This is a genomic window from Mesorhizobium sp. M1B.F.Ca.ET.045.04.1.1 (genome assembly GCF_003952465.1).
Lineage (GTDB): Bacteria > Pseudomonadota > Alphaproteobacteria > Rhizobiales > Rhizobiaceae > Mesorhizobium > Mesorhizobium shonense.
Genome location: NZ_CP034448.1, coordinates 993,569 through 1,013,782, shown reverse-complemented (window position 1 = coordinate 1,013,782; position 20,214 = coordinate 993,569). Strand labels below are relative to the sequence as shown.

19 protein-coding genes are annotated in these 20,214 nt (G+C 64.6%); 6 read left to right on the top strand and 13 right to left on the bottom strand.

Going from position 1 to position 20,214, the window contains the following annotated elements:
- Positions 1-2: 2 nt before the first annotated feature.
- On the bottom strand, positions 3-1,541 hold the full coding sequence (locus EJ071_RS04935) for a DUF4173 domain-containing protein (protein WP_126097072.1): 1,539 nt from the start codon (positions 1,539-1,541) through the stop codon (positions 3-5).
- 549 nt (positions 1,542-2,090) lie between these two features.
- Between EJ071_RS04935 and EJ071_RS04925 the strand changes: the two genes are divergently transcribed.
- Positions 2,091-2,966, top strand: coding sequence for a CoA ester lyase (locus EJ071_RS04925; protein WP_126097070.1), 876 nt, complete (start codon positions 2,091-2,093; stop codon positions 2,964-2,966).
- Between the two features lie 30 nt (positions 2,967-2,996).
- A complete protein-coding gene (locus EJ071_RS04920; protein WP_126097069.1) occupies positions 2,997-3,203 on the top strand; it encodes a DUF1737 domain-containing protein in 207 nt (68 codons plus the stop codon).
- A gap of 84 nt (positions 3,204-3,287) precedes the next feature.
- Here EJ071_RS04920 and EJ071_RS04915 read toward each other — a convergent pair whose 3' ends face one another.
- Positions 3,288-4,391 (bottom strand): saccharopine dehydrogenase family protein, encoded by a 1,104-nt coding sequence (locus EJ071_RS04915; protein ID WP_126097068.1) that lies wholly within the window; start codon positions 4,389-4,391, stop codon positions 3,288-3,290.
- A gap of 121 nt (positions 4,392-4,512) precedes the next feature.
- Between EJ071_RS04915 and EJ071_RS04910 the strand changes: the two genes are divergently transcribed.
- Positions 4,513-4,941, top strand: coding sequence for an Lrp/AsnC family transcriptional regulator (locus tag EJ071_RS04910; protein WP_126097067.1), 429 nt, complete (start codon positions 4,513-4,515; stop codon positions 4,939-4,941).
- A 218-nt stretch (positions 4,942-5,159) separates the two neighbouring features.
- Here the strand turns inward: EJ071_RS04910 and EJ071_RS04900 are convergent, their stop codons facing one another.
- The 5 genes from EJ071_RS04900 to EJ071_RS04880 form a co-directional block, all read right to left on the bottom strand.
- A complete protein-coding gene (locus EJ071_RS04900; protein WP_126097066.1) occupies positions 5,160-7,190 on the bottom strand; it encodes an aldo/keto reductase in 2,031 nt (676 codons plus the stop codon).
- 55 nt (positions 7,191-7,245) lie between these two features.
- Positions 7,246-8,331 carry a sn-glycerol-3-phosphate ABC transporter ATP-binding protein UgpC gene (ugpC, locus tag EJ071_RS04895; RefSeq protein WP_126097065.1) on the bottom strand — a complete coding sequence of 362 codons (1,086 nt, stop codon included), beginning with the start codon at positions 8,329-8,331 and terminating at the stop codon, positions 7,246-7,248.
- Between the two features lie 12 nt (positions 8,332-8,343).
- Entirely contained in the window at positions 8,344-9,180 is an 837-nt protein-coding gene (locus EJ071_RS04890) for a carbohydrate ABC transporter permease (protein WP_126097064.1), read from the bottom strand.
- Positions 9,177-10,037, bottom strand: a complete 861-nt coding sequence (locus EJ071_RS04885) for a sugar ABC transporter permease (RefSeq protein WP_126097063.1) — start codon at positions 10,035-10,037, stop codon at positions 9,177-9,179. The genes EJ071_RS04890 and EJ071_RS04885 overlap by 4 nt, the downstream gene beginning before the upstream one ends.
- Before the next feature lie 182 nt (positions 10,038-10,219).
- Entirely contained in the window at positions 10,220-11,488 is a 1,269-nt protein-coding gene (locus tag EJ071_RS04880; RefSeq protein WP_126097062.1) for an ABC transporter substrate-binding protein, read from the bottom strand.
- Positions 11,489-11,594: 106 nt separating this feature from the next.
- Here EJ071_RS04880 and EJ071_RS04875 point away from each other — a divergent pair, with 106 nt between their 5' ends.
- Positions 11,595-12,464, top strand: a complete 870-nt coding sequence (locus EJ071_RS04875; RefSeq protein WP_126097061.1) for a helix-turn-helix domain-containing protein — start codon at positions 11,595-11,597, stop codon at positions 12,462-12,464.
- Positions 12,465-12,735: 271 nt separating this feature from the next.
- On the opposite strand, the gene EJ071_RS04870 is transcribed toward EJ071_RS04875, so the two are convergent.
- The 4 genes from EJ071_RS04870 to EJ071_RS04855 all read right to left on the bottom strand — a co-directional run bounded on the left by EJ071_RS04870 (position 12,736) and on the right by EJ071_RS04855 (position 16,410).
- Complete coding sequence (locus EJ071_RS04870) at positions 12,736-13,662, bottom strand: IS110 family transposase (RefSeq protein WP_245460308.1); 927 nt, start codon at positions 13,660-13,662, stop codon at positions 12,736-12,738.
- A 249-nt stretch (positions 13,663-13,911) separates the two neighbouring features.
- Complete coding sequence (locus EJ071_RS04865) at positions 13,912-15,291, bottom strand: HAMP domain-containing sensor histidine kinase (protein WP_126097059.1); 1,380 nt, start codon at positions 15,289-15,291, stop codon at positions 13,912-13,914.
- Positions 15,292-15,295: 4 nt separating this feature from the next.
- Positions 15,296-15,676, bottom strand: coding sequence for a YkvA family protein (locus tag EJ071_RS04860; RefSeq protein ID WP_126097058.1), 381 nt, complete (start codon positions 15,674-15,676; stop codon positions 15,296-15,298).
- A gap of 56 nt (positions 15,677-15,732) precedes the next feature.
- Complete coding sequence (locus EJ071_RS04855) at positions 15,733-16,410, bottom strand: winged helix-turn-helix domain-containing protein (protein ID WP_126097057.1); 678 nt, start codon at positions 16,408-16,410, stop codon at positions 15,733-15,735.
- A 200-nt stretch (positions 16,411-16,610) separates the two neighbouring features.
- Here EJ071_RS04855 and EJ071_RS04850 point away from each other — a divergent pair, with 200 nt between their 5' ends.
- The gene (locus EJ071_RS04850; protein WP_126097056.1) at positions 16,611-17,243 is read left to right on the top strand and encodes an isoprenylcysteine carboxylmethyltransferase family protein; all 633 of its coding nucleotides are present in this window, start codon (positions 16,611-16,613) and stop codon (positions 17,241-17,243) included.
- 257 nt (positions 17,244-17,500) lie between these two features.
- On the opposite strand, the gene EJ071_RS04845 is transcribed toward EJ071_RS04850, so the two are convergent.
- Complete coding sequence (locus EJ071_RS04845) at positions 17,501-17,716, bottom strand: hypothetical protein (RefSeq protein WP_126097055.1); 216 nt, start codon at positions 17,714-17,716, stop codon at positions 17,501-17,503.
- Positions 17,713-18,468, bottom strand: a complete 756-nt coding sequence (locus EJ071_RS04840; RefSeq protein ID WP_126097054.1) for a COG4280 domain-containing protein — start codon at positions 18,466-18,468, stop codon at positions 17,713-17,715. Before EJ071_RS04840 ends, EJ071_RS04845 begins: the two co-directional genes overlap by 4 nt.
- Positions 18,469-18,665: 197 nt before the next feature.
- Here EJ071_RS04840 and EJ071_RS04835 point away from each other — a divergent pair, with 197 nt between their 5' ends.
- A complete protein-coding gene (locus EJ071_RS04835; RefSeq protein WP_126097053.1) occupies positions 18,666-20,159 on the top strand; it encodes an aldehyde dehydrogenase family protein in 1,494 nt (497 codons plus the stop codon).
- The last annotated feature ends 55 nt before the right edge of the window (positions 20,160-20,214 follow it).

The window sequence follows — 20,214 nt, the reverse complement described above, 5'->3', positions numbered from 1 at the left end:
GATCAGCGGTCCGGCATGGAGGGTTCGGTAGGCTGAGGAACCACGAGCGGGCCTCTCTTGTCGAGATAGCGGGCGTGCCGCCAGTCGCGAAAGCTCCAGGCTCGCCAGTTTTTCTGCTCGGCGCGCCAGTGGATTTCATCCTGGCGGCGCAGGTCGGGGAAGTCGTGCCAGAGCGGATGGCCGGAAGCGGCCGTGCTGCCCAGCTGCGCGAGGAATCGGTCGAGCGCCGGGAAGGCGCCGGGGCCGAGATCGCGAAGATACCAGCCGTCGAGAGGAACGCCCTGTCCGGTCATTTCGAGGGAATGGTCGACATTGTAGTTGGCGATCAGCGCGGCGAAGTTGATGTATGAGCAGGCATAAAGCGTCGCCGATAACGTCAGAAGATTGGCGGAGAGCAGCCATTGGCTGGATTTTGTCAGCGCGATGCGGGCGATGATGAGCGTCAGCCCCGCCGCCACCAGCCCCATCCAGATGAAGGCGGCGATGCGCAGGTAGGTGAGCGCATAGACGCCGACATAAAGGTCGAGCCGCAGCATCGACGAGATCACCAGCACGATGTTCTGAGCTACCCAGAGATAGACCAGCCGGCGGATGAGGGGATCACGGGACGTTTCGCTGTTGGGCCGTAGCGCCGCCAGCACGAAACCGGCGGCGAGCAGCGCGGTGACGATCAGCGGATAGGCGCCGCGATGCGCATAGGCGGCGTAGGTCAGCCCATCCGGGAGCGCTGCGCCGCCCCAGAGATAGTTGGCGTCGAGCGCGGTCTGCACGGAAAACAGCGCATTGAAGACGACCAGCGCGCGCAGGATCGCCGCCTTGCCGAAGATGATGTCCTCGGCCGTGGTGCTTTTCGATCGGGCTACCGGCGTCGCAGGCATGGCCTGCCTGATGCGCGATACGAAGCGCGGCAGGCGCGGCCTCAGGAAAGCCCAGACGCCGGCCAGCGCGACCAGCCAGAAGATCAGCCGCTCGACCTCGATGCGTTCGAGCAGCGCGTAGAGATCGATCAGCGACAGCCAGTGTTCGATGATCGGATTGGCGGCGCCGAACAGAGCGAGAAAGACGGCGCCGAGGGTCAGCGGCATGGCCCAGACCGCGATTGCCGCGAGCCGGATGCGCCGCCGCCCGAGCCGGCGCGCCACCTTGCGCCAGCGCAAGAAGTCGCGAGCGAACCGGAAGGGTGCCGCAAGCAGGAACAGGCAAAGCTGGCCGGCGATGCGGGCAAGGCCCATGCGCAGCCGGCCGGCGAGCGACAGCGCGAACACCGCCAGCGCCGCGATCACGACCAGGACCGACAGCGGGCTGACATTTTCGACGAGCGGCAGCAGCGCCGCGAAAAGGGCGAGAGGCCTGAGCCAGACGCGACCGTCGCTGAGCGCGGCGGGATGCATGGCGATGACGGCGCCGGATAGCACCATGCCGAACAGGAAGACCGTGATGCCGGCCGGCTGGCCGTAGAAGAGGAAATCGGCCAGCGCCACCAGGAGCACGGCGGCACCGACGCGGCGGCAATAACTCGGTGTAAGCGATATCGCTGTCATGCCCGGCTCCCGCCCAGCCTGGCCGTTCGGACAGCATGCCGGGCTTTCGGGATAAAAGTCAGCACGATTGCCGTGGGGCGCGGCCTCTGCGGCTCGACGAACCACCAGCCGTCGTTGCGGAGGCGTGGGGGCGGGGACCAACGGAATTCGTGATGTGTTCGCATGCCCACCTGTTTCGCCGGCCCATGCGGAAAGCGCGCGGCGGGTTGGAGGAGGTTTTCCGCAAGGATTTGCAGTTTTCGTGCAAGAGCAAAATTGCTTCAGGCCGGCGCTGCCCCTCACCTGCCTGCCGGCATCCTCTCCCCGTATAGTGACGGGGAGAGGGGCGCTGTCGCCGGCGGTTTCGCCAATCGGCGACGTTGCAGGAATGGCGGCGACTCCGCGGCCAGCCCCTTTCTCCCCGTCACTATACGGGGAGAAATGCCCGGCAGGGCAATGAGGGGCGGCGCCGGCTTCGGCAATTAGCCTGAACGCAAATGAGTTCTATGGTGTGCACGTGTTTGGCCGCGCCGCCTTGCCTCGCCCGCCATCACCCGGCATAGATCGGCCATGACCGTCGACACCTACCGCCCGCGCCGCTCGGTGCTTTATATGCCCGCCTCCAACGAGCGGGCGCTCGCCAAGATAGGATCCTTGGCCTGCGATGCCGTTATCATCGACCTCGAGGATGGCGTCGCCCCCGCCGGCAAGGTTTTAGCGCGTGACAGGGTGGCGGATGTCCTGGCAGCGCGCCCCGAACGGCGCTGCGAGATGGTGGTGCGCATCAATCCGCTCGCCAGCGAATGGGGCATCGACGACCTGTTGGCCGTCGCCAAGGCCGAGCCTGACGGCATTCTTCTGCCAAAGATCGGCACGCCGCGCGATATCCTCGAGGCCGGCGATCTGCTCGACGACAATTTCGCGCTCGATACGGTCAAGCTATGGGCGATGATCGAGACGCCCAAGGCCCTGCTTAACATCGGCGCCATCGCCGAGCTTGGCCGCGATCCGGCTTCGCGCCTTGCTTGTTTCGTCGCCGGAACAAACGATTTGGTGAAAGCGACGGGCATCTCGACCGACCGGCGCTACCTCATGCCCTGGCTGCTGCAGCTGGTGCTCGCCGCCCGCGTTGGCGGCCTCGACGTGATCGACGGCGTCGCCAATGATTTCCGCGACCTCGACGGCTTCGCCCGTGAATGCGTCGAGGCGGCCGCCATGGGTTTTGACGGCAAGTCGCTGATCCACCCCAATCAGATCGAGCCGGCGAACCGCGCCTTTGCGCCGTCGCCCGAGGCGCTGGCCAGAGCGCGCGCGATCCGGGACGCGTTCGCGCGACCCGAAAATGCCGGCAAGAGCGTCATCGCGCTCGACGGCCGCATGGTCGAGCGGCTGCATCTGGCGGAAGCCGAGAAACTGCTGGCGAAGGCCGCAATCATCGGCGCATGATGCGCGGATATTTCACCACAGGGTCGAAAAATGAAACTTTACCGCTTTCTGTCCGGTCCGGACGATTCCACTTTCTGCCATAAGGTGACCTCGGCCCTGAACAAGGGCTGGCACCTCTTCGGCTCCCCGACCTATGCTTATGACAAGACGACCAAGTCGATGCGCTGCGGCCAGGCCGTGGTGAAGGATATCGAGGGCCAGGACTACGGACCCGACACCAAGCTCAGCGATTGGTAGGAAAGAACTGGCGCGGACCGCCGGCCGTTCCGGGCCAATCCGCGCCGCTCCTCAGACAAGGGCAGGCGCTTATCGCCTCCGAGCTCAGCTCGCCAACCGGCTTGCCATCTCGTGCTGCGCGTAGGCGCGGCCGAAGCGGTTGGCGAGGAAGGCGTCGAGCGCGATATCCTCCTGGCGGACAAAACCCTTCGCCGGCAGGCTGCCGTCGGCCAGCATGTCGAGCACGGCACAGATGCCTGAGGCGGTGGTGATCTGGATGGCGCTGCGCACCAGATTGCCGATCCGCTTGGAATAGATCTTGTTGGCGTAGGTCTCCTGCAGCAGGCGGCCGTTCTTGCGCCCCGAAACGGTGACGAAGACGATGACCACGTCCTGCAGCGTCGCCGGCAGCGCGCTCTCAAAGATGTCCTTCAGCACGTCGCGGCGGTGGCGCAGCCCAAGGTCGTTGAGCAGCGCCTTCATGATCGCGGCATGGCCGGGATAGCGGATGGTGCGGTAATTCAGCGTGCGCACCTTGCCTTTCAGCGTCTCGGCCAAAGTGCCGAGCCCGCCCGAGGTGTTGAACGCCTCATAGGTGACGCCGTCGAGCGAGAATTCCTCGCGCTCCTCAAGCGGCGGCACCTCGATCAGCTCGCCCTCGACGATCGCCTCGCAGGGCTCGCAATATTCGTTGATGACGCCGTCGGTGCTCCAGGTGAGGTTGTAGTTCAGCGCATTCGACGGATATTGCGGCAGTGCGCCGACGCGCATGCGCACGCTCTCCAGCGTGTCGAAACGGCTGGCGAGATCGTTGGCGACGATCGAGATGAAGCCGGGCGCCAGGCCGCATTGCGGGATGAAGGCGCTCTTGGCCTCGCGCGCCAGCTCCTTCACCCGGCGGGTCGAGACGACATCCTCGGTAAGGTCGAGATAGTGCACGCCGGTGGCGGCCGCGGCTTCGGCGATGCGCGTGGTGAGGTGGAAGGGCGCCGCGCTCAGCACCGCGAACTTGCCGGCAAGGGTTTTCTCCAGCGCGCCGGGGGCGGCGATGTCGAGCTCCTGCGTCTCGACGCCGGCCGGCAATTCGGCCGCGGCGAGCTGCGCGGCCGAGCGGTCGACGAGTGTGACGCGATAGTCGCCCGTGGAACTAAGCATCTCGGCGATGGTCGAGCCGATCTTGCCGGCGCCGACGACAACGATGTTCTTCATGATCAATACCCCTGCCAATTCGAGTTGGAGGGAATCATCGCAGCTTGCCTGTCGAAAGGAAGCGTGGAATCTGGCAAAGTGAAACTCAACTTTAAGCGATTTGCCGAAAGGTTTCGTCGAAATGCTCACGGAAGCCGAACAAGCGCTGCTTTCCCTGCTGCGCGCCAACGCGCGTGCCTCGACCGCGGAGCTGGCGCGAAAGCTGGGCGTGTCGCGCACGACGGTGCAAAGCCGCATCGAGCGGCTGGAACTGCGCGGCATCATCACCGGCTACGGTGTGCGGCTGTCACCCGACTATGAGCAGGGGCTGGTCAAGGCGCATGTGCTGCTCACCGTCACGCCCAAGCTCGCCGACAAGGTGGTGCGCAGCCTCGAGGCGCTGCCTCCGGTCAGGACGCTGCATTCGGTGAGCGGCAATTTCGACATGATCGTCATCGTCGACGCGCCGTCGATCAGGGATCTCGACGCGCTGCTCGACCGGATCGGGGCGATGGATGGCGTGGAGCGGACGTCGTCGTCGATTATCTTGTCGACGCGGGTGGATCGGTAGGGTGAGGGTCGATCATTTCGAGACGTCGGCGCGAGGCACCCCCCTCTGTCCTGCCGGACATCTCCCCCTCAAGGGGGGAGATTGGCAGCTTCGGCGCCTCACTCCGTCTTGCACCATTGGAGATTGGCGAAAGCCCGCGTGACATCTGATCTCCCCCCTTGAGGGGGAGATGCCCGGCAGGGCAGAGGGGGGCGCGAAGGAACGCGACGCTGGATGATCTAAGCTCGCCGCCTCTCCGGCCCATCATCCAGCCACGCCAGATCCTCAGCCGTCAGCGCGATATCCAGCGCCTTGAGACTGTCCTCCAGCTCGTCAAGCGTGCGCGGGCCGATCAGCGGCACCGAGGGGAAGGGCTGCGCCAGCACGTAGGCCAGCGCGACATGGATCGGGCTCTTGCCCAGCCGGTTGGCGAGCTCGATCGCCCGGTCGCGGCGGCCGAAATTCTTCTCCGAATACCAGACCCGCACCAGCTCCTCATTGTCTTGCCGGTCGCGCCCGGCGCGGTCGGTGAAGAAGCCGCGGCCCTGGCTCGACCAGGCGAAATTCGGCATCTGCCGCGCTGCCAGCCAGGCCTTCCAGGCGTCGGTGGAGGAGGTTATGCAGCCGGCCCAGATCGGCTCCAGCATCTCGGCCAGCGAGAAATTGTTCGACAGCGCGCCGGGCTTCTGCTTGCCGGCGCGTTCGGCATAGGCGATCGCTTCATCCATCCGCTCCATCGTCCAGTTGGAGCCGCCGAACAGGCCGCGGATGCGGCCGGCCTTCGCCTCCCGGTCCATGGCATCGACGAACTCGCCGACCGGCACGTCCGGATTGTCGCGATGCATGAAATAGATGTCGACATGGTCGGTCTGCAGCCGGTCGAGCGACTGGGCGAGCTGCTTGCCGATCACATCGGGATAGCAGAGCGGCGAATGCGCGCCCTTGGCGATGATGACCGACTGCTCGCGCACGCCGCGATTCTTCAGCCATTGGCCGAGCAGCGTTTCGGTGTAGCCGGCGCCATAGACAAAGCCGGTGTCGAACAGATTGCCGCCCGCCTCGAAGAAGGCGTCGAGCAGGATCGAGCCTGACGAGAAGGTTCGGAAATCCTCGAAGCCGAGCGCCAGCCGCGAGGCCTGGCGCGGCAGGCCCGGAATGGCGCGCTTGCCGATGGCGGTGCCGCCGGTGCGCAGCGGCCGTCCGGAGATGGTGTTGACACGCTTGGCCGGCTTCTCGATCTCGTATTCCAGCCCGACCGCCGTGCGCCATTTGTCGAGAACACGCAAATTATGGAGGCTGTCGGCCCAGCCCATGCCCGGCCAGGCGAATTCCTGCCGGCCGGCAAGGATCGCCTCGCCCGCCGCATCGACCTCGAAGGAATAGAGGTGGCGGGTTTCGTTGACGCTGATCGTCTCGCGCGTGCCGCCGGACCGGATCACGTCGATCCGGCCCGGTCCGACATCGCGGTTGCCACCGGCGAACCAGAAGTCGGGCACCTCGATATGGCCCTTGGTGCCGAATATGCGCAGCACGTTGTCCTGGTTGAGCGAGATGCTGCAGGAAACCTCGGCGACGATGCCGCCGGGGAAATGGAGCAAAGCGGAAGCCCATTCGTCGACGCCGGACTGGCCGAGATGAGCCGCGCCCGCCACCTTGTCCGGCTCGAGGAAGGGCTGGCCTGCCGCCGCGCCGGCAATCAGCCGCGCCATCGAGACCGGATAGCCGCCGACGTCGAGGATGCCGCCGCCGGCCAGCTCATTGGCATAGAGTCGGTGCTCGGGCATGAAACCCGGCATGGCGAAGCCGAAGCTCGACTTGATCATGCGCACCTCGCCGATCACGCCCGATTTGATCAGCTCGACCAGCTGCAGGGTCTGCGGGTGCAGCCGATACATGAAGGCTTCGCCCAGAAAAGTGCCGGCCCTGCGCGCCGCGTGCATCATCGCGTCGGCCTCGAAAGCGGTCAGCGCCAGCGGCTTTTCGCATAAGACATGCTTGCCGGCCTCGGCCGCCTTGATCGCCCATTCGGCATGGCCGGGATGCGGTATCGAGATGTAGACGGCGTCGACGCCGTCGTCGGCAAGCAGCGCGTCGTAGCCGTCGAGAATGCGCGCGCCCGGAAAGGTTTCGGCAAGGCCCGGCTTGCCGGGGTTGCGGGCGCCGAGCGCGACCAATTCGCCATTGCGCGATTGCGCCACGCCGCCGGCAAAGGATTTTGCGATGCTGCCGGGTCCGAGAATGCCCCAGCGAATTTTTTGCTTAGATGTCATGTCGAATTCTCCATGCGATCGCCGCCACGCCTGGCATGCCGGCAAAGAAACTGGGTCAGCGGATCCTCGCCCCTGTCTTGTCGAAGAGCAGCGAACGCTCCGCCTTGATCGAGACCGTGAAATGATCGCCGCTGGCGCGCTGTCGGGCAGCTTCGCGCTCGATGATCAGCTCCTCGGACCCGGCATCGGCGTAGACATAGCTGACGGAACCGAGATGCTCGGCGACGTCGGCCTTGACCGGAATGTCGCAGCCGCCCTCGCCGGCTTCGAAGAAATGCTCCGGCCTGACGCCGAGCACGACCTCGGCGCCCGTCGCGGGGAATGGCTCGCAAAGCGGCTTGCGCAGCCGGGCGCCGCCATGGTTGACGAGCTCGACGATTGCTGCGCTGTTGGACGTCTCGACGACTTTCGCCGCAATAAAATTCATCTTCGGCGAGCCGATGAAGCCGGCGACGAAACGGTTGGCCGGGTCGTCATAAAGGTCGAGCGGCGCGCCGATCTGCTCGACATTGCCGGCCTTCAGCACGACGATGCGATCGGCAAGCGTCATCGCTTCGGTCTGGTCGTGCGTCACATAGACCATGGTGACGCCGAGCTCCTTATGGAGGCGCGCGATCTCGACCCGCATCTGGACCCTCAACTCCGCGTCGAGGTTGCTCAGCGGCTCGTCGAACAAGAACACTTGCGGCTCGCGCACGATGGCGCGGCCGATGGCGACGCGCTGGCGCTGGCCGCCGGACAATTGCTTCGGCCGCCGCTGCATCAATTCGTCGATGCACAGGATCTCGGCGGCGCGTTTCACGCGCCGTTCGGTGTCGGCCTTCGGGTTGCCGTTCATCCTCAGCCCGAAGGAGAGGTTCTGCTCCACCGTCATGTGCGGGTATAAAGCGTAGGACTGGAACACCATGGCGATGCCGCGGTCGGCCGCCTCGACGTCGTTCATCACCTTGCCGCCGATGGCGATCTTGCCGCCGCTGATGTCCTCCAGCCCGGCGATCATGCGCAGAAGCGTGGACTTGCCGCAGCCGGATGGGCCGACGAAGACGACGAATTCGCCGTCGGCGATGTCGATGTCGGCGCCGTGGACGACTTCGAAGGTGCCGAAACGCTTGACGACATTGGTGAGTGTGACGGCGGCCATTTCGCTCCTATCCTACTTGACCGCGCCGGCGGCGATGCCGGCGATGAAATGACGCTGCAGCAGTACGAAGACGATGAGCATCGGCACCGTCAGCATCACCGCGCCGGCCATCAGGCCGCCCCAGGAGACCTTGGTGAGGCCGATCAGCGTGCCGAGCGCCACCGGCGCCGTCATCGCGCCGGGCTGGCTGTTGATCAGCAGCGGCCACAGATAATTGTTCCACGAGGCGAGGAAGAGGATGATGGCCAATGCCGCCAGCATCGGCCGCGCCAGCGGCAGCGCGACGAAGAGGAAGATGCGCCACTCCTTCACGCCTTCCACGCGCGCCGCATCGAACAGCTCGGCCGGCATCATCGAAAAAGCCTGGCGCATGAAGAGCACGCCCAGCGAATTGAACAGCGGCGGGACGATCAGCGCGATCCAGGTGTTGGCGAGCTGGAAGTCGCGCGCCACCATGATGAATTGCGGGATCAGCACCACCGCGTAGGGAAGCGTGATGGTGCCGAGGATGATCGCCACCACCATGCCCTTGCCGGCGAACTCGTAGCGCGCCAGCGCCCAGCCGGCCATCGAGGTGAGTAGCACCGACAGGAAGGTGTAGGTCACCGCCACCGAAACGGAGATGCCGATGGCGCCGATGAAATTGGTGTCGCGCTGCAGATTGTTGACATTGTCGAGGAAATTGTCATGCGGCAGCAGCTCGATGCTGGGGCTGAAGATGCCGTAGTCGGGCATGGTGGAGAACACCACCATCATCCACAACGGAAACAGCCAGACCAGCGCCAGCGGCGTCAGGACGAGATGTAGAAGGATGCTGCGGCCGAGCCGTCTTTGAGAGCGCGAGGTCATTTCGGCTCTCTCGTCAGCCAGAGCTGCACCAAAGTGATCGCGATCGCCAGCCCCGCCATGGTGTAGGCGATGGCCGAGGCATAGCCGAAGTTGAGCGAGCGGAAGCCCTGGCGGTAAAGCAGCAGGCCAAGCGTTTCCGTGCCGCCGCCCGGCCCGCCGCGTTCGGTGATGAGAAAAGGTTCGGTGAAGAGCTGCATCGTGCCGATGATCGACAGCACTGCGCAGAAAACGATGACGGGCTTCAAGAGGGGCAGGGTGATGTGGAAGAACTGCTTGACCTTGCTGACGCGGTCGAGCGTCGCCGCCTCATAGACGTCCTCCGGGATGGACTGCAGGCCGGCAAGGATGATGATGGCGTTGTAGCCGGCCCAGCGCCAGGTCACCGCGATCATGATCAGCGCCATCGCCGGCGTGACGTTGGAGAACCAGTCCACCTTGGGCAGGCCGACGCTGTTCAAGAGCTTGTTGACGATGCCGAAATCGAGGCTGAACATCAGCCGGAACACCGCCGAATAGGCCACCTCGCCGACCACGACCGGGGCGAAGAAAGCGAAGCGGTAGAGGCCGCGCGCCTTGAGCAGCGGCGAATTCAAAAGCACCGCCATCACGATCGCCAGCGAGATCATCACCGGCACCTGGATGACCAGGATCAGCAGGGTGTTCTTCAGCGCGTTGAAGAAGGCGGGGTCGCCGATCAGGCGGCCCCAGTTGAAGGTCGGCGCGAAGCGCCACGGCACGGTGCGGGTCGCCTGGAAGGAGATCAGGAACGAGCTGATGATCGGCCAGATCCAGAAGATGGCGAAGATCAGCAGATAGGGCGTGAGGAAGCGATACGCGGTGGCGTTGCGGTAGCGCATCGTGTTTCCTCCTCCTTTCGTCTGTCTTTCCCTTCTCCCCCTGTGGGAGAAGGTGGCCGCGAAGCGGCCGGATGAGGGGTGTTCCAGCTTGGCAACGACGGCAATCCGTCCAACACCCCTCATCCGTCTTGGCGCTGCGCGCCAATCCACCTTCTCCCACAAGGGGAGAAGGGGAGGCGGCGCTACTTGACCGGCAAACCCGTCGCCGAGGCTATCTGGCTGGCGGCGTCGTCGAGCGCTGCCTTGGCATCCGCGTAGCCGCCGGCCAGGTACTTCGTCTGCACGGCGCGCAGGATGATCTCGGCGTCGCTCTGGAACTGCGTGCCGCGGCTCGGCACGACCTTTGGCAGCGTGGCGAGAATGTCTTTCCAAACGGCCTGGTCGCCCCAGTAGGGCTGGCCCTGCGCGACATAGGGATCGTCGAGCGCCGAGATCAGCGAGGGCACCAGGCCGAAATCCTTCAGCATGGTGATCTGGCCTTCATTCGTCTCCAGCGTGTATTTGAGATACGCGTAGGCGGCTTCCTTGTTCTTCGAGGCCGAGGTGATGGCCAAGGAGGAGCCGCCGAGATTGGCGGCGCGCGGGCCGTCGGCGGTCAGGCTCGGCATCAGATAGACGCCCCACTTGCCGTTTTCCTTCGGCGATTCGGTGCGGATCGTGCCTTCATACCAGCCGCCATAGACCTGGGTGGCGACGGTGCCGGCGGTGTTGTTGGTGATCTTGGTCGACCAGTCGGCCGAGGAGACGATGCCGGCGTCCTTCATCTCCTTCACCTTGGTCATGGCGTCGACGCATTTCGGCTGGTTGACCGTGATCGACTGGCCGTCCTCGGCGAAATAGGCGCAGCCCTGCTCGTTGGAGATCATGCGGAAGAATTCGGTGTCGCCGTTGAAATCCGCGTTGGTCATGGTGACGCCGGGATTGGCGGCCTGGATCTTCTTGCCGGCGGCGATGAAATCGTCCCAGGTCTTGATCGATGCCGGGTCGACACCGGCCTTCTCGTAGAAGTCGCGGCGGTAGAAGACGGCTACCGGGCCGGAATCCCAGGGCATGGCATAGGCCTTGTCGCCGACCTCGAGCTCGGTGCGCTTGAAGTCGGGGAATTTCTTCTGGTCTTCCGCCGTGTAGCCCAGCGTGTGCAGGTCGACGAAGCAGTCGGGGAACTGGCTCCAGTAGTTCTCGGCCTCGCCGTTCTCGATCGAGACGATGTCGGGCAGGCCGACGCCGCCGGCGGCGCAGCCGGCGATCGACTTGTCATAGGTTGGCTGGTTGCCGAGGTCCTGAACGGTGACCTTGATATCGGGGTATTTCTTGTTGAAGCCTTCGACCGTCGATTTCAGCGACGAAGCGGCGATGTTCCAGCTCCAGATCGTGAGTTCGCCGGATTGCGCCAAAGCGGGGCTGCAGCCGAGGCCGAGCGCCAACGTGGCGCAGGTCAGTGTGGTGCGCATTGAAATCCTCCCATTTCGTTTGCTCTCTCACCGTGAGCATGGCTAGATTATGCGGCGCGGAAGGCTTGTCCCCGACAAAGGGAATAAGAAGTTGGCGGAAAGTAAGATGTCCGAGCGACCGTTCTACCAGCCGGGCGCCAGCAGCGTCGAAGGCCTGCCTCTGGCTCTCCAGATGTTCCACAATCACCCGCTGGTGATGCTGAAGCCGCACTGGCATGCCCAGGTCGAGGTCAATTTCATCGTACGCGGCAGCGTACATTATCGCATGGCCGAGCATGAAATCGCGCTATCAGCCGGAGAGATGTGCCTGTTCTGGGGCGGGCTGCCGCACCAGATGGACGATCTGAGCGGCGACGCCATCTATGCCGGCGCGCATCTGCCGCTGGTGCATTTCTTCCGGCTGCATTTGCCGGCCGATGTCCGCCACCGGCTGATGACCGGCGCGACGCTGGTGACGAATGCGACCGACCAATCCGACGACGACAATTTCAAACGCTGGAACGACTATGCGCGCTCCGGCGATCCGGCCAAGGCCGAACACGCCGTGAACGAGCTGCTCTTGCGGCTCGAGCGGGTGCGGTTCGACCCGTACCGGCTGGTGCCGGGAACCGCCTCCGGACACGGGGCTGGCAGCGCCTTCGACCAGCAATCCTCGCGCAATGTCGGGCGCATGTGCGATTTCATCGCCGAGAATTTCCTCTACGACATCGACTGCGTGAACATCGCTTCAGCCGCCGACATCCATCCCAAATACGCCATGAGCCTGTTCAAGAAATCGACCGGCATGACGCTCAACGAATATGTGAACCTGTTGCGGCTGAGCTATGCGCAGGCGCTGCTGATGCATGAGGGCGCCAATGTGCTGAAGGTCGCGATGGATTCGGGCTTCGGCTCGCTCAGCGCCTTCAACAAGTCCTTTCGCAAGCTCGCCGGCATGTCGCCCTCCGATTTCCGCAGGGCGGGAGCCGCGCGGTAAAATGGCCAACAGTCGTCGCCGGCAGGAGTCTCCCTGCCGACGCGCCCGCTGCGCACCTCTCTCCTGGAATTGCTCGGGTTCCTCGGCGCAGGCAGGTGGCAATGCCTTGGAGATCGGCCGAAATGCCTTTCGCTTCGTCATTCTATGGCGGAGCAAGCGAAGCGACGCGGCGCAGACCATAGAATCCATGCCGTGACTTGGAAGCGCCGCCACGGTGCAGAATTTTGCTCCGTTGCGCTCCTTGGCTAAGGTAACGGCATGGCAACTGTGTTCATGCGAATGCGGTTTTGTCGCGGATGATGGCGTTGAGGACGACCAGGAGCTTCCTTGCTACGGCGATGATAGCAAGTTTCTTGGAGCCTGATCGGGCGGCAAGTGCGGTATAGAAGGACTTGAACCGGTCACAGGTTCTGATGGCTGTGAGGGCTGCCATGTAGAGGGCGCGGCGCACGCGTGATCGCCCGCCCTGGATCTGGCTCCTGCGTGTGAGCTTGCCGCTCTTGTTGTCGAACGGGGCAAGGCCGACGAGCGCGGCGATCGCCTTGGGTGAGCGCTGGCCGAGCTCGGGCAGGAGCGCCAGCAGCGAGAGCGCGCCGACCTTGGAGACACCGGGCACGGAGACCATCAGCGCATGGTCGCGAGCGGTGCCCTGGTTTTGACGAATGACTTCGGCAATCAGGCTCTCGAGCGCCTTGATGCGCGTGTCGAAGTGAGCGATCGTTTCTTCCAGATCGGCAATGACGATCTCATTGAAGGCCTCGGCGAGGTGCTTCTTCGCCGTTGCCCGCATATTGACCAGGTGATCGCGGTGGCCGGCAAGCGATTGAAGCCGCTCGACTTCTTCGCTCGGCGCCGGCTCGGCCTCAGGGTGATAGCGACGGCCGTAGTCGCTCAGCATCCTGGCATCGAGAGGATCGGTCTTGGCGCGCCGTCTCGTCGACTTGGCATAGTGGTGGGTATGGGCCGGGTTGTGCCGCGAGAACGGCACGCCGGCCTTGGCCAGCGCATGGCGCAGCAGCCGGTCATGCACCCCCGTCGCCTCCATGACGACAAAGTCCCGACTGGGATCAAGGCCCGCCACATAGGCCGCGATCGCGTCGGCCTGATTGTCGATGCGCCGGAAACGGCCGCTTGCCTCATCAAAAAAGTCCAGCCACTGCTTTGAGATGTCGCAGCCGACATAGTTCTGCATTATCATGTCCACGCCTCTTCCTGTGGTGCGGGGTCTGCTTGGAACAGCCCCGTGCAACTGTTCAGGTTGATGGTTCACCGGTGGGAAGGGACCGGGCCATGCCACGGCCTGTCCGAAAGGACGACCAGGATCCACTCGGTCTCCTTCCCACTTCAACCATACACCAGAACCAACACACAGGATTCTAGGGTCTGCGCTGCGTCGCTTCGCTCCTTGCTCCGCCCTAGAATGACGACCCGGTGTCGGGGAACTGCCTCAGGCTTCCGGAGTTCGCACCGCCGGGAAGCTGACGATCACGGCAAGCCCCGGATTGTTGTCCTCCAGCGTGATCGTGGCGCCATGCAGGTCGGCCACCGCCTTGACGAGGCTGAGGCCGAGCCCGCTGCCCGGCGTCGTGCGGCTGGAATCCAGCCGGTAAAGCCGCTGGAAGACTTTTTCGCGCTCCTCCGCCGGGATGCCGGGGCCATTGTCGCGGACATGGACGAGGATGCGGTCGTCCCGACGCGTGACCGATAGCTCGATCGCCGTGCGCGGCGGGCAATGCCGCATGGCGTTCTCGACCAGATTGGCGAGCATCTGCATCAGCAGGTCGCGATCACCGTGGATAATCCATTTCGCGTCCGGAACGAGTTCTGTGATCAGGGACTTCCCGTCATCCTCCGCGACATCGGCATAGACTTCGCCGATGGTGTCGACGACGTCGCCGACATCGAGATCGACGAAGCGCGCCTTGCGTGCGCCAGCCTCGATCTGAGCAATGCGAAGCAAAGCGTCGAAAGTCTCGTTGATCTGCCGGCTCTCGGCGCGCGCGTCGGCCAGCTCGCTGGCGACATCCTCGCCCGATGCCGTCTTGTCGGCGGCCTGCTCCAGGATCATCTGCAGCCGGTTGAGCGGCGTCTTCAGGTCATGCGCGATATTGGCGCTGACCTCCCGCATCCCTTCGACCAGCGCCGACAGGCGATCGAGCGCGGCGTTCACCTGGGTGGACACGGCGTCGATGTCGTCGCCGTTGCCGATAAGCGGGATGCGCGCGTCGAGCCGTCCGTGCGAGACGTCGACCATGGTGGCGGCAATGCCGTCGAGGCGCCGCTGGACGCGCGCGGCAAGCAGGGCGCCGCCGGCGATCGCGAGGCCGGTGATGAACAGCGTGCCCCAGCCGAAGCTCATCAGCACGATCCTCTTGAGCTCGTCGGTCTCGGCGAGCGAGGAGGCGACCGTCAGGCTGTTGCCGCCGACCTCGCCCGTATAGGCGCGATACATCGTGTCGGGCGGCACGCCCGGCAGTCTGGCGGAGAACATCGAGAAACCGTCGGGCAGGCCGGAAGCGGTGAAATTTCCAGCCAGATGGTTGCCGTCGGGACCGCTCAGCGAGAAAAGCTGGTCCTTGTCCGGGCTGAGGTCGGCATTGTTGTTGACCGAGGCGACAAGATCTTCCTTGTCGTTCTCCGCATAGGTCAGGGCGACGACCGAATAGGTCTCCTTGATCGATTGATCGAGCCGTCTGGCGAGGTCGGCGCTCATCAGCTGGTAGACGATCGCGCCGGACAGGATGAAGGCGAGCACGAACAGGAAGGCAAAGGTCAGCGCCAGCCGGAACGGCGTGCTGCGCAGCAGGCTGACGCGTGTTTCCTTCATCGCCCTAGACGGACTTCGGCCAGAACAGCCATAGCAGCGCCATCGCCGCCGCTATCCAGACCGCGATCATGAAGATCAGGCCGGTAAGGCTGACCGGCTTGGCGCGGCGCGTGGCCTCGTCGCGGAATTCCCGCATGAGTCCGGCCGGGACCAGCTTGACCGCGAGCAGGATGCCGAGCGGAACGATCACAAGGTCGTCCAGATAGCCGATGATCGGAATGAAATCCGGAATGAGGTCGACAGGGCTGAGAGCATAGGCTGCAACCGCGCCGGCCACGGCCTTCGCGTACCAGGGAACGCGTGGATCGCGGGCGGCGAGCCAGAGCGCCACGACGTCGCGCTTCATGCGACGCGCCCATTGTCTTGCAGAGTCCAGCATCGACATACCGCTTATATACGGACAGCCGGCCGGAGGCGCGAGATGCGATCAGGCATGGACCGTCAACCCGGCGCGTGCAGGCTGTAGCCGGTGTTGCGCACCGTGTGGATCAGCGGCGCGTCGAACGGCCTGTCGACCTTGGCCCGCAACCGGCTGATATGGGTCTCGACGACGCTGGTCTTGGGGTCGAAGTGAAAATCCCAGACGCGCTCCAGAAGCATGGTGCGGGTAATCACGCGGCCCTCGCCGCGCATCAGCACCTCGAGCAGGCTGAACTCCCTTGGCTGCAGGTCGATCGCCTGGCCCTGCCTGGTCACGCGCCGCAGGATCAGGTCCATTTCGAGATCGGCGACGCGCAGCCAAGTCTTCTGCTCCTGCGCCGCCGGCCGGCGGCCGAGCGCGTTGATGCGGGCAAGCAGCTCGGAAAAGGCAAACGGCTTGACCAGATAGTCGTCGCCGCCGGCCTCCAATCCCTCGACCCGGTCGTCGACGCCGCCGATCGAGGTCAGGAATATGGCCGGCGTCTTGACGCCCGCCGCCCGCACCGCCTTGATCATCGACAAGCCATCGAGGCCGGGGACCATGCGGTCGGCCACGATCACGTCATAGGCATCGCGGGTGGCGGCGGAGAGCGCGTCATGGCCGTTGCGCAGGAGATCGCAGGCGTGCCCGGCCTCGGTCAGCCCCCTGACGACGTAGTCGGCGGTCCTTGGATCGTCTTCAACCAGCAGAAGTCGCATTTGGCCTATCGTCCGGAGTCCATCGCAATCGGCATGGTAGCATCGGCGATGATCCATTCCCACAAGCCGGACTTACGCATGCCTGTCCGCGGCCTTACAAATTCGTAAGAATGGCCGGAAATACTGCCGAGGCCTCGCCATCGGTCGGGAGAAAGGCTAGTGAGGTCCGACGTCCCTGCGGCACCGGAGTATTGACACCAGTGGCTTACACATCGCTCAAGTCGGCGCCGAAAGCGTTCGACCAGCACAAGCGCCTGATCGTCGTCCAGGTCGCCGCGGTGCTGGCCATCGTGCTGCTGCTTTTTTCCAGGCCGTTTCTCAGCGAAGGCTCGAACGGGCACGAGCTGGTTGAAATGACCGGCTTCGGCCTCGTGCTGATCTGCTTTCTCGGCCGGCTGTGGAGCATCCTCTATGTCGGCGGCAGGAAGAATGACGAGCTGATCGTCTCGGGCCCGTTCTCGATGACCCGCAACCCGCTCTATTTCTTCTCGACCATCGGCGTCATCGGCATCGGGCTGATGTTCGGATCGGTGCTGGCGGCGACGGCGCTGGGCCTCGCAAGCTTCCTTGTCTTCCGCTTCACCGCCGGCCGGGAGGCCGAGTTCCTGACGGCCAGGTTCGGCACCGCCTACACTGCCTATGCCGAGCGGACGCCGCGCTTCTGGCCGAATCCGCTGCTTTATCGCGACCAGGACCATTGGGTCTTTTCTACCAGCGCGCTGAAAAGCACGTTTTGGGACGGGCTCTATTTCCTGGCCTTGTTCCCGCTCATCGAGACGGTCGAGTATTTGCGCGCGGCCGGCATGCTGCCGACCTTGTTCACCGTCTATTAGTTCATCGCGATCGTCATCCTTGGGCGGAGCGGGAAGCGAAGCGTACCGCGCAGACCCAAGGATCCATTCCGTGACGCAGGAGTGCTGCTGCGGTGCAGAATTCTGCTCCGCTGCGTTTTTCGATCAAGGTCACGGAATGGATCCCAGGGTCTCCGCGACGCCGCTTCGCGGCTGCTCCGCCCTGGGATGACGAGGTTCGGGCGGCTTCCGCCAACCTCCCAGCGTTTTGCGCTGATTTCACAGAAAATGAACGCTGATCAGCGCACCTTGCCGCGCGCGCCGCGCCTTGAGCTTTCCAAAAGAATCGCCAGGCAGCCGGCGAGGAGCAGGACGCCGCCGGCGAGCGGCGGCAGCGCCAAAAGCTTCACCGCGGCGGTGATCAGCGCGATCAGGATCAGCGCCAGCAGCGCCAGGCTGCCGTCGTCGACGAACATGCCGAAAAGCTCCTTCAGGACGAGGCGGATAATTTTCATTGGGCAATTCCCCCGGCGGGCACGGCGTAGGTGTTTCGCAGCCGGCGCACGATGGCGAAGGATGCGGCGGCAACGACGGCGAAGATGCCGAGGAGAGCGAGATCCTCTCCAGGCCATTCGGCGCCGAGGCCCTCGCCGGTCCAGAAGATGCCGAAGCTGGTCAGCATCAGCCCGACGACGAATTTGAGCGCGTTTTCCGACACGCGCGCCAGCGGCCGGTGCACGGCGAGGCCGATCAGCATCACCAGGACGAAGGCCGCCAGCGCGCCGACGCTGGCATAGAGCGTCTGGCCATGCGCCGCGCCGACGGCAATGACGATGAACACGACCTCCACCCCTTCGAGCAGCACCGCCTTGAAGGCGGCGACGCCAGCCAGATAGTCGGCGCGACGGTCGTCGGCCTGGCGGGCGAGCGCGTCGGTTTCCCTGGAGAAGGCGGCCTCTTCGTCGCGCAGCGCGATGACGCCGGCGCTGCGCAGGATCGCTTTCCGCAGCCAGCGCATGCCGAACAGGACGAGCAGAACGCCGACGGCGTATTGCAGCAGGGCGATGGGGACAAGCGCCAGCAGCGGCCCGAAGGCGAGCACCAGCCCCGCTAGCACGGCGAGCGCCAGCGCGGCACCCGTCAGCGCCGGGCGCCAGCCGCGCGTCACGCCGACGGCAAGCACGATGGTGAAGGCCTCGACCACTTCGACGAAGGACGCCAGGAAGGAAGCCGTCACGGTGGAGAGAACGGGTGTCAGATCGTGCATGGAGGATACCGTGCTCCGGCATTTTGCCGCCCGTCATCTGATAACGGCCAGCCTGGCCTTGTTCAATCGGCCATGAAGCCCAAACTATGGCGGATCGGATACGCGCCCGCCCGCCGTATATCCAGCCGTGAGCCGAACTTGCACCGGCGTACCGGCCGGTGCCATAACGCCACGGTTCATCGGGGAATGTGTTCAAGATGACGATACCGTTGCAAGACCTTTCCCTGCGCACTCCCATCGACGGCCGGCACCGCCAGATGCTGATCGGCGGCGAATGGCGCGATGCGGTGAGCGGCCGGACTTTCGAAACGCGCAATCCCGCCACCGGCGGCGTGATCGCTACCGTGCCGCAATCGGACGCGAAGGATATCGACCTTGCGGTCGCCGCGGCGCGCCGCGCCTTCGAAGGACCGTGGAGCCGCTTCAAGCCCTATGAGCGCCAGGTGCTGCTGCTCAAGATCGCCGATGTGATGGAGCGGCATTGGGAGGAGCTCGCGCTCTCCGACACCACCGACATGGGCATGCCGATCACGCGCACCTTGGCCAACCGGAATCGCGTGCTCGGCATGCTGCGCTTCTATGCCGGCATGGCGACGTCGATCCATGGCCAGGCGATCGGCAATTCGCTGCCGGGCGAGATCGTCTCCTATACGCGCAAGGAGCCGGTCGGCGTTGTCGGCGCGATCATCCCCTGGAATGCGCCCACCGCCGCCTCGATCTGGAAGATCGGCCCGGCTCTGGCCACCGGCTGCACCATCGTCCTGAAGCCATCGGAGGAAGCGCCGCTGACGCCGCTCTTGATCGCCGATCTGATGCAGGAGGCCGGCGTGCCGCCCGGCGTCGTCAATGTCGTGACCGGCACGGGCGCGGAAGCCGGCGCGCCCTTGGCCGCGCATATGGATGTCGACAAGGTGGTCTTCACCGGCTCGACCGCCACCGGCCAGGCGATCCTGCGCGCCTCGGCCGCCAACATGAAGCGCGTGTCGCTGGAGCTCGGCGGCAAGTCGCCGGTGATCGTCCTTGCCGACGCCGATATCGAGCGCGCCGTGCCGGTCGCCGCCATGTCGGTCTTCGCCAATTCCGGCCAGGTCTGCATCGCCGGCTCGCGTCTCTTCGTCGAGCGGCCGATCTATGAGGAGTTCGTCGAGCGCGTCGCGGCCTTCGCGGCAAAACTCAGGATCGGCGACGGCGCCGATCCCGAGACCGAAATCGGGCCGCTGATCTCGCCAAAACAGCTCGAACGCGTCAGCGGCTTCATCGAGGACGGCGCGCGCGAGGGCGCCAGGCTGGTGACCGGCGGCACCCGCATCACCGAGGGCGCGCTGGCTGCCGGCAATTTCATGACGCCGGGCATCTTTTCCGGCGTCACCGACAACATGCGCATCGCGCGCGAGGAGATTTTCGGGCCGATCATCTCGGCGCTGCCCTTCGACACGCTGGACGAAGCGGTGCGGCGCGGCAACGACACGCCCTATGGGCTGGGCGCCGGCGTGTTCACGCGCGACGTCGGCAAGGCGCATCAGCTCGCCAACCGGCTGCGCGCCGGCTCGGTCTGGGTCAACACCTATCACGCGATCGACCCTGCCGTGCCCTTCGGCGGCTACAAGATGAGCGGTTACGGCCGCGAGGGCGGCAGCGAGCATCTCGAGGAATTTCTAAACACCAAGGGCGTCTGGATCCGTACTGATTGACGGTCTGTATCCGTTCGGTGTCCGTTGTATCGCGGCACCGCCCTGGCTATCTGCT